General features: G+C 59.0%; 15 protein-coding genes. 7 read left to right on the plus strand and 8 right to left on the minus strand.

The features are described 5' to 3' along the window. Nucleotides 1-162 precede the first annotated feature (162 nt). Nucleotides 163-795, plus strand: a complete 633-nt coding sequence (locus tag KW403_RS17760) for a MarC family protein (protein WP_223020734.1) — start codon at nt 163-165, stop codon at nt 793-795. Between the two features lie 98 nt (nt 796-893). Then, nucleotides 894-1,613 carry a transcriptional repressor LexA gene (gene lexA / locus KW403_RS17765; RefSeq protein ID WP_223020735.1) on the plus strand — a complete coding sequence of 240 codons (720 nt, stop codon included), beginning with the start codon at nt 894-896 and terminating at the stop codon, nt 1,611-1,613. 75 nt (nt 1,614-1,688) lie between these two features. Here lexA and KW403_RS17770 read toward each other — a convergent pair whose 3' ends face one another. Then, complete coding sequence (locus KW403_RS17770) at nt 1,689-3,215, minus strand: NAD(P)H-hydrate dehydratase (protein ID WP_223020736.1); 1,527 nt, start codon at nt 3,213-3,215, stop codon at nt 1,689-1,691. 281 nt (nt 3,216-3,496) lie between these two features. Between KW403_RS17770 and KW403_RS17775 the strand changes: the two genes are divergently transcribed. Next, on the plus strand, nt 3,497-3,835 hold the full coding sequence (locus KW403_RS17775; RefSeq protein ID WP_007009552.1) for a P-II family nitrogen regulator: 339 nt from the start codon (nt 3,497-3,499) through the stop codon (nt 3,833-3,835). 72 nt (nt 3,836-3,907) lie between these two features. Continuing rightward, nucleotides 3,908-5,317: a type I glutamate--ammonia ligase gene (gene glnA, locus KW403_RS17780; protein ID WP_223020737.1), complete on the plus strand. Its 1,410-nt coding sequence runs from the start codon at nt 3,908-3,910 to the stop codon at nt 5,315-5,317. 56 nt (nt 5,318-5,373) lie between these two features. On the opposite strand, the gene KW403_RS17785 is transcribed toward glnA, so the two are convergent. Continuing rightward, a complete protein-coding gene (locus KW403_RS17785) occupies nt 5,374-6,012 on the minus strand; it encodes a hypothetical protein (RefSeq protein ID WP_246637830.1) in 639 nt (212 codons plus the stop codon). 180 nt (nt 6,013-6,192) lie between these two features. Between KW403_RS17785 and KW403_RS17790 the strand changes: the two genes are divergently transcribed. The 3 genes from KW403_RS17790 to KW403_RS17800 all read left to right on the plus strand — a co-directional run bounded on the left by KW403_RS17790 (nt 6,193) and on the right by KW403_RS17800 (nt 8,716). Next, the gene (locus KW403_RS17790; protein ID WP_223020739.1) at nt 6,193-6,462 is read left to right on the plus strand and encodes a DUF4212 domain-containing protein; all 270 of its coding nucleotides are present in this window, start codon (nt 6,193-6,195) and stop codon (nt 6,460-6,462) included. 12 nt (nt 6,463-6,474) lie between these two features. After that, on the plus strand, nt 6,475-8,286 hold the full coding sequence (locus KW403_RS17795; protein ID WP_223020740.1) for a sodium:solute symporter family protein: 1,812 nt from the start codon (nt 6,475-6,477) through the stop codon (nt 8,284-8,286). Between the two features lie 67 nt (nt 8,287-8,353). Continuing rightward, nucleotides 8,354-8,716: a YggT family protein gene (locus KW403_RS17800; RefSeq protein ID WP_223020741.1), complete on the plus strand. Its 363-nt coding sequence runs from the start codon at nt 8,354-8,356 to the stop codon at nt 8,714-8,716. Nucleotides 8,717-8,746: 30 nt separating this feature from the next. Here KW403_RS17800 and KW403_RS17805 read toward each other — a convergent pair whose 3' ends face one another. From KW403_RS17805 to rplQ, 6 genes are all read right to left on the minus strand, one after another. After that, nucleotides 8,747-9,538 carry an ATP12 family chaperone protein gene (locus tag KW403_RS17805; RefSeq protein WP_223020742.1) on the minus strand — a complete coding sequence of 264 codons (792 nt, stop codon included), beginning with the start codon at nt 9,536-9,538 and terminating at the stop codon, nt 8,747-8,749. A 59-nt stretch (nt 9,539-9,597) separates the two neighbouring features. Next, nucleotides 9,598-10,587: an RluA family pseudouridine synthase gene (locus KW403_RS17810; RefSeq protein WP_223020743.1), complete on the minus strand. Its 990-nt coding sequence runs from the start codon at nt 10,585-10,587 to the stop codon at nt 9,598-9,600. 26 nt (nt 10,588-10,613) lie between these two features. Beyond that, nucleotides 10,614-10,991 (minus strand): fluoride efflux transporter CrcB, encoded by a 378-nt coding sequence (gene crcB, locus KW403_RS17815; RefSeq protein ID WP_223020744.1) that lies wholly within the window; start codon nt 10,989-10,991, stop codon nt 10,614-10,616. A gap of 46 nt (nt 10,992-11,037) precedes the next feature. Then, the gene (locus KW403_RS17820) at nt 11,038-12,351 is read right to left on the minus strand and encodes a replication-associated recombination protein A (protein ID WP_223020745.1); all 1,314 of its coding nucleotides are present in this window, start codon (nt 12,349-12,351) and stop codon (nt 11,038-11,040) included. Nucleotides 12,352-12,374: 23 nt separating this feature from the next. Beyond that, nucleotides 12,375-13,868: a DegQ family serine endoprotease gene (locus KW403_RS17825; RefSeq protein WP_223020746.1), complete on the minus strand. Its 1,494-nt coding sequence runs from the start codon at nt 13,866-13,868 to the stop codon at nt 12,375-12,377. A gap of 180 nt (nt 13,869-14,048) precedes the next feature. Beyond that, on the minus strand, nt 14,049-14,480 hold the full coding sequence (rplQ, locus tag KW403_RS17830; RefSeq protein ID WP_007009539.1) for a 50S ribosomal protein L17: 432 nt from the start codon (nt 14,478-14,480) through the stop codon (nt 14,049-14,051). Nucleotides 14,481-14,506: the final 26 nt, after the last annotated feature.

The following is a 14,506-nucleotide window of genomic DNA, read 5'->3' on the forward strand; positions in this document are numbered from 1 at the left end:
AGCAGAGATTGGCGCCGAGGAAATCCAACGCAATTTCAGACGCATATGGGTGGTCTGTGAATGGCGTCGATGACAAATTGCCGCAGCATCCACACACACGCTGATAATCAGAGCTTTTCTGAAGCCTCCCAACTGGGTTAGACAGTCTCAAGGGAGGCCCCGATGGCAGGTTACGAGACCTTATTCAACGCGTTCGTCACACTGCTGGTCACCGTGGACCCACCGGGCCTGGCACCGCTCTTTCTCGCGCTGACGGTCGGGATGAATCGATCTGAGCGCAATCAGGTCGCCGTCCGGGCCGCAACTATCGGCTTTGCGGTCCTAGCCCTCTTTGGCGTGGCCGGCAGCGCCATACTTTCCGTGTTTGGTATCACGCTCCCGGCGTTCCGCGTCGCCGGCGGACTGCTCCTCTTCTTCATCGCTTTCGAAATGATCTTCGAACGTCGCCAGGAGCGGCATGAAAAGAGTGCTGAACGCGCAATCACCCGAGACATGATCCGAAACATCGCCGCATTTCCGCTGGCAATTCCCCTGATTGCCGGTCCAGGCGCGATCTCTGCCACCGTGCTTCTTTCCGGATCCTTCAGCGGCCTCGTCGGCACCGCAGCATTGCTGGGAATTCTTCTGACGACCATCGCCATTACCTATGCGGTGTTCACACTTGCAGACCGCGTCGACCATTTCCTCGGCGAGACAGGACGATCGATACTGACGAGACTTCTCGGTGTGATCCTTGCAGCTCTTGCCGTGCAGTTCGTAGCCGATGGCGCAAAGGCTCTGTTCAGCGCGCCGTGACGGCAGACGTCGAACGACAACACCGGGAGTTGCGGAACACAACTGGAACATATAGAGTATGTTCTGGTTTTGTTTTTAACTGATTCTCGGTGGCGCCCATGCTGACCCGCAAGCAGCACGAACTTCTCCTGTTCATCCAGGAGCGGCTGAAGGAGACTGGAATCCCGCCTTCATTCGATGAAATGAAGGAGGCGCTGGACCTTGCGTCGAAGTCGGGTATTCACCGGTTGATCACCGCTCTTGAGGAGCGCGGCTTTATCCGCCGGCTCCCCAACCGGGCTCGTGCCCTGGAGGTGTTGCGCCTGCCCGATTCGATTGCACCGGGCCTGAATGCCGGCGCACGCAAGTTTTCGCCCAGCGTCATTGAGGGCAGTCTCGGCAAAGCGCCTCCTGCCCCGCCCAAGCCGGCAGCAAGCAACGATGACGCCATTGCCGGTGTCGTGTCTGTGCCGGTCATGGGGCGCATTGCTGCGGGCGTTCCTATTGATGCCATTCAGCACCAGACCCATTCCATCGCCGTGCCTCCGGACATGCTGAGTGGGGGCGATCACTATGCGTTGGAGGTCAAGGGCGACTCGATGATCGAGGCCGGCATCTTCGATGGCGACACGGTGATTATCCGCGAAACCCAGACCGCCAATCCCGGCGAGATCGTCGTCGCCCTGGTCGATCAGGAAGAAGCGACCCTGAAACGTTTCCGTCGCAAGGGAGCGTCCATCGCCCTCGAAGCCGCCAATCCGGCTTATGAGACACGGATATTCGGTCCCGATAGGGTAAAGGTTCAGGGACGGCTGGTTGGCTTGATGCGGCGTTATTGAACCTGCTGGCGGAGGGGCGTCTGTTTTGCCTACCCCGCCTGGTTCCCTGTTTCATGAATGCGGCCAGGAGTTCGCTCAGGATCTCGCTTGGGCTGACGGGGTCACCTTCTTATAAAACAATCTTTGCAACACCTCTGGCAGCAGATCCGGCAGGTCTTCGGCGACCAATCCATACCCGAATGTTCGACCGCTTTCTGCATGAACCCACACCCCCGCACACGCCGCTTCAAAAGCCGGCATCCCTTGAGCCATCAGGCTTGCGATAATTCCCGACAGCACATCGCCAGATCCAGCGGTCGCCAAATGCGGGGTGGCATTCACATTGATTGCGGCCCGCCCGTCGGGTGCCGCCACGATCGTATCAAATCCCTTGAGCACAAGGGTTGCGCCCGATCGCTCGGCCGCTTCCTGGGCGCGCTGCACTTTGGAAACGCCTGTTCCGTCTTGAAGTTCGGGAAAAAGTCGGGCGAACTCGCCTTCATGCGGCGTGAGAACCACCTTGCCGGCGGAAGCCCTGATCATTCCAAAAAACACATCCGCCCGGTCACGAAAAGCAGTGATCGCGTCTGCATCGAAGACCAGCCCGCTCGCTTCAGTCGCCTGATCGAGAAGCGCGCGTGCGAAACTGCGCGTTCGCCCACCTGTGCCGGCACCTGGTCCCAGGAGGGCCCCGGAGGGTTTGCGGTCAACAAGAAATGCCTGCAACTCGCTCACCGTATCTGCTTTGCGCAACATGATCGACGTCAGATGCATAGCGTTGATCGAAAGCGCGTTGGCGGGCGAAAGCACTGTCACGGCACCTGCCCCCGCACGCGCCGCTGCGAGCGCTGAAAGTCTCGCTGCCCCGGTCGTGATGGCCCCACCGGATACCACCGCCACATGACCACGCGAATATTTGTGGGTGCCTGCGGTGATTTTCGGCCAGATTGGCCGCCACAACGGAGGCTGGTTTTCCCAAACCTTGCAGCCGACAGCATGAAGCGCACTGTCGGCAATGCCGATATCCGCTACGACAAGATCACCGCAAATTTGCCTCCCCGGCACGAGGAGATGTCCGCGCTTTTTACGAAAGAACGTGACAGTCAGGTCCGCTGAAAAGGCTGACCCGAGCGGCTTTCCGGTCAACCCGCATAAGCCGGTTGGCAGATCGATGGCAACCACAGCAAGCCCGCTATTGCTCACCTCTGCAATGATGGCGGCTTCCCCTCCTTCCACGGGGCGCTTCAGACCCGCACCGAACAATGCGTCAACCACGAGCCAAGCCCGTCTGGGTTGGAAGGCCGACAATGGCTCCGGCTTTACCGGGCAGTCGCCAAGCGCGAGCGCGGCATCGCTGCCCGTGGCCGGTCCGGCATCGGCGAAAACGCGAACCTCCAGACCTCGTTCAGCCAGGAGGCGCGCAACGACATAGCCGTCACCGCCATTGTTGCCGGGGCCGCACAAGACGAAGAAGCCTTCTGCCTCTGCATAGCGAGCGAGGATTTCGCCTGCCACCGCCGCGCCCGCATTCCTCATCAGACCATACCCGGCGTGCGGTCCGGGGGCGATGGCGGCACGGTCCACTCTGCCCATCTCTTCAGGCGTGACTACCTCCAAATGCATCACATTCTGCCGCTTTCTTCAGCGCATTGCATATTTTTTAAGCAGACTACACACTGTGTTGAGCACCGTGTCTGTTCATTGATGCTTCCCGGAGCGCCGCGCGCAACAAGTCACAGCCTGAAAACCCGTGTGATTATGCCTTTCGGGTGGCACAATGCAGCGATTGGCATGCTTCATGCAAGGCTCTAATCAGAGTTGGCATGTTTCGTGCTTTATTCGAACCGGAACAACAAGGGGGCGCGGGCTCACCGTTCCTGAACTCATTTGGAGGCCACCGAGGCATGAAAAAGGTCGAAGCGATCATCAAACCCTTCAAGCTCGACGAAGTGAAGGAAGCCCTTCAGGAAATCGGCCTTCAGGGCATCACCGTGATCGAGGCGAAGGGATTTGGGCGCCAGAAGGGGCACACCGAGCTCTATCGCGGGGCAGAATATGTCGTCGACTTTCTTCCGAAAGTGAAGATCGAAGTCGTTCTGCCCGACGAAACCGTGGATGCGGCGATCGAGGCGATCCGCAAGGCCGCCCAAACAGGCCGCATCGGCGACGGCAAGATTTTCGTGACGAATGTCGAGGAAGTCATCCGCATCCGCACCGGCGAAACCGGTGCCGACGCCGTTTGATCGGCATCCATTCTCTTTCCCGGAAAACCTTCGGGATCATCAGGCAAGACCATCGCAAATAGGAAGGCGAATATGACCACTGCACAAGACATCATGAAGCAGATCAAAGAAAACGACGTGAAGTTTGTCGATCTGCGCTTCACGGATCCCAAAGGCAAGCTGCAGCACGTCACCATGGATGTCTCCGCCGTGGACGAGGACATGTTCGCGGACGGCGTAATGTTCGACGGCTCGTCGATCGCCGGCTGGAAAGCCATCAACGAATCCGACATGGTTCTGATGCCGGAGACCGATACGGCTCACATGGATCCGTTCTTCGCCCAGTCGACCATGGCGATCTTCTGCGACATTCTCGATCCGATCTCTGGCGAGGCTTACAATCGCGACCCGCGCGGCACGGCAAAGAAGGCGGAAGCCTTTCTGAAGGCCGAAGGCATTGGCGACACCGTCTATGTCGGCCCGGAGCCGGAGTTCTTCATCTTCGACGACGTGAAGTATAAGGCCGACCCCTACAACACGGGTTTCAAACTCGATTCCAGCGAATTGCCGTCCAATGACGATGCGGAATATGAAACCGGAAACCTCGGTCACCGCCCGCGCGTAAAGGGTGGTTATTTCCCGGTTCCGCCGATCGATTCGGCACAGGACATGCGCTCGGAAATGCTGACGGTTCTCACCGAGATGGGCGTCATCGTCGAGAAGCATCACCACGAGGTTGGGGCGGCGCAGCACGAGCTGGGTATCAAGTTCGAAACGTTGCTGAAGAGCGCCGACAGCGTTCAGAAGTTCAAATACGGCGTCCATCAGGTTGCCAATGCCTATGGCAAGACAGCCACCTTCATGCCGAAGCCGATCTATGGCGACAACGGCTCTGGCATGCATGTGCACCAGTCGATCTGGAAGGACGGCAAGCCGACCTTCGCGGGCAATGAATATGCAGGCCTTTCGGAAAACTGCCTGTTCTATATCGGCGGTATCATCAAGCACGCCAAGGCGATCAACGCATTCACCAACCCGATCACCAACTCCTACAAGCGTCTGGTGCCGGGCTTCGAGGCTCCGGTGCTGCTTGCCTACTCGGCACGCAACCGCTCCGCGTCCTGCCGTATTCCTTTCGGTTCCTCGCCGAAAGCCAAGCGCGTCGAGGTCCGCTTTCCCGATCCGGGCGCAAACCCGTACCTCGCCTTTGCCGCTATGCTGATGGCAGGCCTTGACGGCATCAAGAACAAGATCCACCCGGGCCAGGCAATGGACAAGGACCTCTATGACCTGCCGCCGAAGGAGCTCAAGAAAGTGCCGACCGTCTGTGGCTCGCTCCGTGAAGCGTTGATGAGCCTCGACAAGGACCGCGGCTTCCTGAAAGCGGGCGGCGTGTTCGACGATGACCAGATCGACGCCTATATCGAGCTGAAGATGGCGGAAGTGCTGCGCTACGAAATGACGCCGCATCCCGTCGAGTTCGAGATGTACTACTCAGTCTAAATCGCTCCTCCCAAGGCGATTGCGGGGCCCCGTCCACGGACGGGGCCCTTTCTTGTTCAGCTTCCGGTGGGCTGATTTCGCCAAGCCTTCGCCAGTGCTGTCAGATCCGCGCGTTCACGAAACGCCCGCGTGACCTCTGAGAAAGCGAACCGGATCGAATTTTCGACAATCTCCCTGTCGTGACGCTTCAACTGGTCGGCGATGGGCGCCCATTTGAAGAGCGCTTTTGGGCTTTGGGAAAACGTGTCCCCGTCGACCGCGGCATTGTTCCAATGAACCTCGGCGATGCGCGCTTCGAAGGCGTCGCGCCATTGGTTCACGGTCTCAGGTTCAGGCAAAGCCTGATGGTGATGATCAAGCCCAAATTCGTGGCAATGGCGTGCAAGCGCCCTCGCCTCGTCCGTTTCGAAACCAGCTGCCGCTGCCACTTTCGACACCGTATGGATGACGAGGTCGGAAAGACATGCGGCAAAGACATGGACTTTCGCCACGTTGATGGACTGGATGAAGACTTCATCCTCGAACATGGAGGGGTAACGCGTGCCCATGCGTGCCTTCAGGTATCCGTAAAGCTTTTTCTGAGCGACGAACGAGGAGCGCGTGGCGTTGAAAGTGCAAAGCGCCTCCACCGTATTGATTGGCGCGTTGTCACGCCTGAAGGTGAGCCTAGCCGCGGCTTCTCGCAGATAGGCCATCCCCCTGGTCCAGGCAATTCCCATAAGACACATCCTCCTGTCATACGACCAATGTCTCGATTTTCATTGCTCAGAAGATGCCCAATGCTTGAGACATGCCATTGTGATTCCTAATCCACAGAACCGCAATGGCGGCAGTTAACGACTTTCGTCGCTGACGTTTTTAGGGAGGAGGACACCATGTCCGCTAATGACGCAGGTGATGTGAGGGATCGTTACTGGGCCAAAACCAGGAACCTGACAATCGTGGTTCTGGCCCTGTGGGCTTTCTTCTCACTTGTCGTTCCAGCAATGGTTTCGACACTCAATCAATTCACGTTTCTTGGCTTCCCCTTCGGCTTTTACATGATCGCCCAAGGTTCGCTGATCGCTTTTGTTGTCATCATCTGGGTGCAGAACTGGCGCCAAGATGCCATCGACGACGAGTTCGGCTTTGGCGAAGAAGAATAGGGAGGAACCGGTATGGCTTTGATTCAAGGACGGTTCATCGACAATATCGGCCGGGTATACGCGATATACACCGGTGGGTTCCTTGCCTTCATCCTGCTGATGGCGGTTCTGGAGCAATTAGGTGTGGGGGCCGACACGATCGGAATCCTGTTCGTCGCCTTCACCATCGCGATCTACGCCCTTATCGGCTGGCTTTCGCGCACCATGGAAGTGGACGCCTATTATGTAGCCGGGCGGCAGGTTCCTGCCGTTTACAACGGCATGGCGACCGCAGCCGACTGGATGTCCGGCGCATCGTTTGTCGCGCTTGCCGGTGGCGTCTATTTCGGCGGTTATGGCTATATGGCCTTCATCGTCGGCTGGACCGGCGGCTATGTGCTCGTCAACTCTCTGATGGCGCCATATCTGCGCAAGTTCGGCTGTTACACTGTGCCCGACTTCATCGGCACCCGGTACGGCGGCAATCTCGCCCGCCTCTGCGCCGTGATCGTCCTGGTCGTGGCGTCGTTCACCTATGTGACAGCGCAGATCAACGCCACAGGCACCATCGCAGCACGCGCGCTTCACATCCCGTTCTCCTATGGTGTCTGGTTCGGCCTTCTGGGCATCCTGCTATGTTCCATGCTGGGTGGCATGCGGGCCGTCACATGGACACAGGTGGCACAATACATCGTGCTGATCATCGCCTATCTCGTTCCCGTGATATGGATGTCGAATGCTCAGGGCTTTGGGATAATCCCGCACTTCACCTATGGCGAAGCGGCTGCAAACATGGCGAATTTCGAGGCTCAGTACGGTCTGAACCCGCCAGCCGAAGCCATTCCAGGTTTATCGGTGCTGACCACACCGCATACGGGTCCGGTGGGTGATTATGCGGAATGGAAATTCATCACGCTTGCCCTTTGCATGATGTGCGGCACGGCTTCCCTGCCCCACATTCTCATGCGTTACTTCACCACACCGACCGTTCGGTCGGCGCGCAAATCCGTGGCCTGGTCGCTGCTGTTCATCTTCCTTCTGTATTTTACGGCACCGGCTCTGGCGACACTCACAAAGCTGCAGCTTCTTGATCCGAATCTGCCCACCGCCATTATCGGCAAGCCTTTCGAGGAAGTGGCGTCGCTGGCATGGATCCAGAACTGGTCAAGCGTCGGCTTTCTTGCGATTGCCGACCAGAACGCCGATGGCATATTGCAACTGAACGAGTTCTTCATGCGGCCTGACATCGTCGTTCTGGCAACCCCGGAGATCGCTGGACTTCCCTATGTGATTTCCGGACTGGTTGCCGCCGGCGGAATGGCCGCGGCCATGTCGACTGCGGACGGTCTGCTCCTGGCAATAGCCAACGCACTCAGCCACGATCTATACTACAAGATCATCGATCCGAAGGCTGATACGGCGGTTCGACTCATCGTGGCCCGCATTCTGCTTCTGGGCATCGGCGCTCTCGGGGCGTTGATTGCTTCCCTGCAGCTTACGGGCATTTTGGGCGCGGTTGCCTGGGCCTTCTGCTTCGCCTGTTCGGGTCTTTTCTTCCCGCTCGCCCTCGGCGTGTGGTGGAAACGGGCAAACAGGCCGGGGGCAATCGCCGGCATGGCGGCAGGCTTCACGGCCGGCAGCCTCTATCTCTACTACGTCTACACTGGTGGCACGCCATGGTTCGGCCTTGACCATCTGCGCTTCGGCATTGTGGGAATGGCTGTCAGCCTGGTCTCGATGGTGGTCGTCACACTGCTGACGCCAGCTCCGGACGAGGAGATCCAGCGCATGGTAGAGGAGACTCGTGTGCCAACCGGTCCCGCCATTCTTTCAGACAAGCACTGATCACGCTAAGATCTGAGAAATGGGGGCGGGGCAACCCGCCCCCTCATCATGTCGGGAGAAAAACTACATGCAGGGAACGATGGCTGCATTTCCAATCTGGGTTCTGGCGCTCGACTACATTCTCGGCGTTATCATGTGGACGCTGATCGGACGCGCGGCCATGAGCATATTCCTGCCGGAGGATTCCAGTTTCTTCTTCATGCGCTTTTTCGTACGCGTCACGAACCCGATCCTGAAACTCTTCCGCCCCGTCACGCCAGGCTTTCTGCTTGAGCCGCTGGTGCCGGTCTATGTCGCCTGGTTCTTCTTCATGATCCGCTTCTACCTGATGCCCTGGCTGCTCGGTTATTCGGTCATGGGCATGCTGTCGTTTCCGCTGGAAAGCGAGATCGCCGGCGTCCTCTATCAGATGCTGGGTGGCCGCAATTGAGACCACAGCAGGGAGCGGCCTTGCCGCAATTCAATCAAGTGCTGCCAGCAGAGCGGCAGCCGCCATCATGTCACGTTCGCGGAACGCGCGCCGCGTTGCAGCCTCGCTGTCCTCGCCCCAGAGTGATATATTCCAGTCCTCATCCACATGCGCTGCCTTCCATGCCGCCGCAGGGACAAGTGCCTTCGCCTCGACGGCCAATGCCAGCAGGGTCGACCCCATCAATGTTGTCATGACATGCAAGGCAGCCAGGCGGTAGGGCTCGTTCTTCTGGCGTAGATACATGTTCACCGCGGCAATGGCTTCACGCGGCTGCTCCACATGAATCACGCCCTCGGCAAGAACAAAATGCGCGCCGATGTGCTGTTGCGCCCAATCCAGAACCGGGTCCCAAGCTTCGGCCTGCAACGCCACGAGGCGTTCGGGAGACGGCGCGCGGTAACAGACCAAGTCGCCTGTCGCATAGCGCAGCACATCTTCCAGCACCGCCTGGGAATGAACGGCAACACCGTCAACCGCCGTATTGACGAGCCGCGTCACCGGCATGGTTGCCGGGTCGATATACTCGCCCTGCGCATCATACTCACCGGCAACAAGAAGAGCCGCTGCCTCATTGGGAAGAACAACGGGACTTGCTCCCGGCGTGCGAACAGGCTTTCCGTCCAGATGAACGCTAAAACCGCCCTCCTCGCCTGAGGCTACAGTCACGTCGTTGTAAAAACGCTTCGGCAAGGGCTTTTTGATGGCGCTTTGCGCGCGTCGAACGGGATCAAGCTCCGCCGGGGTCTTTCCGTTTTCCAGATCGTTCAAAAGGTCACGCATGGGACTACATATGGTTCAAGATTTCGATTTTGCGATACTGCGCCGCCGGCACGGCTCCATTATCCCGAGATGGGCTCTGCTGAGGCCTCGTCGAACCCGAGCAGGTTCCAGCTTTGCCGCATATGGGGTGGCAATGGCGCGGTTACATCGATCTTTCCGCCATTGGGATGCGGGATCACGATGCGGCGCGCATGCAGATGCAGGCGTTTTTGAATCCCGCCTGGAAACTCCCAGTTCTGATCAGCTTCGAAATATTTCGGGTCGCCGATAATCGGACAACCGATATAGGCGGCGTGCACACGAAGCTGGTGGGTGCGCCCGGTATAGGGTTCCATTTCGAGCCAGGACAGCGCGGAACCGGCCCGTTCCACAATCCGGTAGTTCGAGACGGCATGATCGGAATCCGGCTCGCCATGTTTGACCACCCGCATGCGGTCTCCATCAGGTGTCTGTTCCTTGGCCAACCAGGTGGAGATGCGCGCCTCGTCCCTGTTGGGCACACCCTTCACGAGTGCCCAATAGGTCTTTTTCGTGTCGCGGGCGCGAAAGGCTTCGGCGAGCCGCATAGCCGCCTGGCGGGTGCGTGCCACCACGAGGACGCCCGATGTGTCGCGGTCGAGTCGATGGACCAGGCGCGGCTTTTCGCCCTTCTTGTTGCGCAGCGCTTCCAGCATGCCGTCCACGTGACGATTCACGCCCGACCCACCCTGCACGGCAAGGCCGGCCGGCTTGTTGAAGACGAAAACTTTCGGGTCTTCGTAAAGCAGCATCTGCGACAGCGCCTCACCATCGCCCGTGTTGCGCAGGCTGTGTGCCGTGGCCTGACCGTCGCCCTTGCGATCAACGTCAAGCGGTGGCACGCGCACCACCTGCCCAGGCTCAAGGCGCGTATCGGCCTTGGCTCGACTGCCGCTCACGCGGATCTGACCGGAGCGTAGAAGCTTTTGCAGATGACCAAAGCCCAAGCCCGGAAAATGTGCCTTGAACCAACGGTCGAGCCGCATTCCGCTCTCGTCCTTGTCCACTTCGATCTGCTGTACGCCAGCCATTTCAACTATCCATTAATTTCATCGGCTCAGGCGAAATGCCGAACCAGGTAGAGGCCGGCGAAAAGCGCGGCAATGGCGCCGCAGACGCTGACAAACACATAAGACGCGGCCAGAAAGCCTTCACCCCGCTCCCACAAGACCGCGACGTCAAGCGAGAAGGCCGAAAACGTCGTGAACCCGCCAAGCAGTCCAGTCGCCATGAACAACCGCAATTCAGAGGAAGCCCCTGCACGCCGTGCAAGCCATTCAACAAACGCGCCCATCACGAACGAGCCCACCAAATTGACTGTCAGCGTTCCCCAAGGAAAGGCAAGCCCAAGCAGCCGCATGGCGGCCAGCCCGGTCAGATGTCTCAGGCTTGCGCCGATTGCCCCGCCGGCAGCAACGATCAGCAGATGGTTCATGGCGCTCTTTTCGCAGAAGCTGCGCAAAAATCAACAAGCGTTGACACTATGGTTCCCCCCGCTCCTTGCGCAGCCGTGACCAATAGTCGAGCCGTTTGCGGATCTCACGCTCGAAACCGCGCTCTGGCGGGTCGTAATAGCGCTTGCGCCCCATCTCTTCAGGAAAGTAGTTTTGCCCGGAGAACGCATCCGGCTGGTCGTGATCATAGGCATAACCGGCACCGTACCCCGTTTCCTTCATGAGCTTGGTTGGGGCGTTGAGGATATGCTTGGGCGGAAGAAGTGAACCGTTGGCCTTCGCGTCGGCGAAAGCCTTCTTGAACGCTGTGTAGACACCATTCGATTTCGGTGCCGTCGCCAGATAGACACATGCCTGCGCCAAAGCAAGCTCACCTTCTGGCGATCCGAGATACTCATAGGCGTCCTTTGCAGCATTGGCGATGACAAGAGCCTGCGGATCGGCAAGACCAATGTCTTCCACCGCCATACGCACAAGTCTGCGGCCGATATAAAGCGGAGTTTCTCCCGCATCGAACATGCGGCAGAGATAATAGAGCGCCGCGTCCGGATCGGAGCCACGCACAGACTTGTGCAGGGCCGAAATCAGGTTGTAGTGCCCGTCCTGCCCCTTGTCGTAGACGGGAGCACGGCGCTGGGCGACACGTTGCAGCGCCTCTGCATCGAACACCTCGCCTTCACGCGCCGCACGCCAGACCTCTTCGGCAAGGGTAAGCGAAGCGCGTCCATCGCCATCGGCCATGCGCACCAGAACCGCACGCGCCTCTTCGTCAAGCGGAAGAGGCTTTTCTTCGAGCGCCTCGGCGCGTTCGAGCAGGCGCGAAAGGCTCTCCGGCCCAAGCGTATTGAAATTCAGCACACGGGCGCGAGACAAAAGAGCAGCATTGAGTTCGAATGACGGGTTTTCGGTTGTCGCCCCGACAAGCACGACAGTGCCATCCTCCATCACGGGGAGAAAGGAATCCTGCTGCGAGCGGTTGAAGCGATGGATTTCGTCGACGAATAGAAGCGTCTGCCGCCCTTGGTTGCGCCTGAGACGGGCCGTCTCAAAGACTTTCTTCAAGTCGGAAACGCCTGAAAAAATTGCCGAAATCTGCTCGAATGCAAGGTCCGTTTCGCCGGCAAGAAGCCTGGCGACCGTGGTCTTGCCCGTACCCGGCGGGCCCCAGAAAATGAGTGACCCCAACGAACGGCTCGCGATCATTCTGGTGAGAACACCGTCAGGGCCGGTCAAATGCTCTTGCCCTACCACCGCTTCGAGCTTTTGCGGGCGCAGACGATCAGCCAAGGGTCGGCTGACGCGCGCGCCACCTTCATCGGGACTAGAAAAGAGATCACTCATCGGTCATTCATCGAACAGGCACGTCAAAAGCGCAGGCGCTGGCGCAATATGCGCCCATCCCGCTCGATGGCAAAGTCCCAGCGGCTGCTTGTGTCACCTGCCAGCACCTGCATCGTTTCCACATCCTCAATCTCGATACCGTTGACCTCGCGGATGATGTCGCCAGGACGCAGACCGACACTGGCAGCGAGCGCACGCCGGTCGACCTCCAGTACGACGACACCCTTCTTGTTCAGGGGCAGTTTCAGGCGCTGGGCAAGGCGCGGTTCGAGGGTGGCAATTGCAGCCCCGGCAAAGGGCCCTCGCCCTTCGAGCGTGACAGGCGACGGGTTGGCTCCGTCGGACAGGCGTTCCAGCGCGAAGCTCAATTCCAGCGTTTTCCCGTCGCGCAACACACCGATGATTCCTTCATCATCGAGCGGGTGCGTCACGAGACGATATTCAAGCGCATCAGGGTGCTGAATGTCAGCACCATCCATTGCAACGACCACATCACCGGGACGCAGGCCCGCACGCTCGGCGGGGCTGTCAGGCGCCACTTCACGCACCAATGCTCCAACGGGGCGCTCCATGCCAAGCGCCTCGGCAATCTGCGCCGTGACCGGATCGAATGACACACCGAAAAAGGGCCGCTCAAAGGTCTTGGCGCCCGAAAGCGCGGCATTCACTACAGCGCGCACCATATTGGCAGGAATAGCAAATCCGATACCGATGGAACCGCCGCTGCGGCTGACAATGGCGGTGTTGATGCCGATGACCTGCCCACGCATGTCGATCAACGCGCCGCCGGAATTGCCCGGATTGATGGCCGCATCGGTCTGGATAAAGAACCCGAAATCAGACACGCCCACATGGCTGCGTGCGAGCGCGGATACGATGCCGCTGGTTGTTGTCTGTCCGACACCGAATGGATTGCCGATGGCCAGCACGAGGTCACCCACCTCGAGATTGTCGGAGTTGCCCAGTCCAACAGCCGGAAAGGTTTCATCGCCGGAGATCTTCAGGACCGCGAGATCGAGCGCCTTATCCTTCAGCAGGATTTCGCTCTCAAACTCCCGCCCGTCGGCAAGCGCGACCTTGACCTCGTCCGCATCGCTGATGACGTGATTGTTGGTCACGATGACGCCGCTCGGGTCGACCAACACGCCAGAACCGAGGGAAGAACGCACGCGCGGCGGCATTTGCGGCCGGCCGAAGAACTGTTCGAAAAAGGGGTCGCCCATGAAAGGCGATCGCACCTGAACGGTGGACGATGCGTAGACGTTCACCACTGCAGGCGATGTTTCCTTGACCAATGGCGCAAAAGACAACTGGATATCGGACTGCCCAAACGGAACACGCCTTTCCGCGGCTCCCGTTTTCGGAACTGCCAGCGCCTTGCCTTCATCCCCGCTCAGCAGATCGGACAGAAATCCGCGCAGGGTCCTGTCTTCACCCTGCTGCGCCTGGACCGAACCCGTGAAAACGGTTCCGGCAAAAGACGCTAAAAGAACGACGCTTAGGAAAACAAAACGCATTGGCATATGCCTGGCCTCTATCCCGTCTCTGGAGAATGCAAATGATCGTGCAGCAACGCAAATCGCTTTTCTCAGAGCATTGTGCACATTGAAAGGCCCTACCCTCGCAAGAACAGAATTTGCGCAACAAAAAAAGGGGCCGCGAAGCCCCTTTTCCATAAATTCCAAGGCAAGCCGGTATTACGCGGCTTCCGCCTCTTCATTGCCGCCTTCGGCTTCGAGACGCGCACGGTCGGCAGCGCCCTTGGCTTCCACGTCACGGTCGACAAACTCGATGACTGCCATCGGCGCATTGTCGCCATGGCGGAAGCCTGCCTTCATGATGCGGGTGTAACCGCCATTGCGCTCAGCATAACGCGGAGCGAGCGTGTCGAACAGACGCTTGACCAGGCTCTCGTCGCGAATGGCCGAGATGGCCTGACGACGGGCGTGCAGATCGCCGCGCTTGCCCAGCGTCACCAGCTTCTCCACGATGGGACGAAGTTCCTTCGCCTTGGGCAGAGTGGTGACGATCTGTTCGTGTTCGATCAGCGAAGCTGCCATGTTGGCAAAGAGCGCCTTGCGGTGGCTTGCCGTCCTGTTCAGCTTGCGGCCGGATTTTCCGTGACGCATGGCCTTTCTCCTTCAATCCCCGTCGC

The sequence above is a fragment of the Nitratireductor kimnyeongensis genome (assembly GCF_019891395.1).
Lineage (GTDB): Bacteria > Pseudomonadota > Alphaproteobacteria > Rhizobiales > Rhizobiaceae > Nitratireductor > Nitratireductor kimnyeongensis.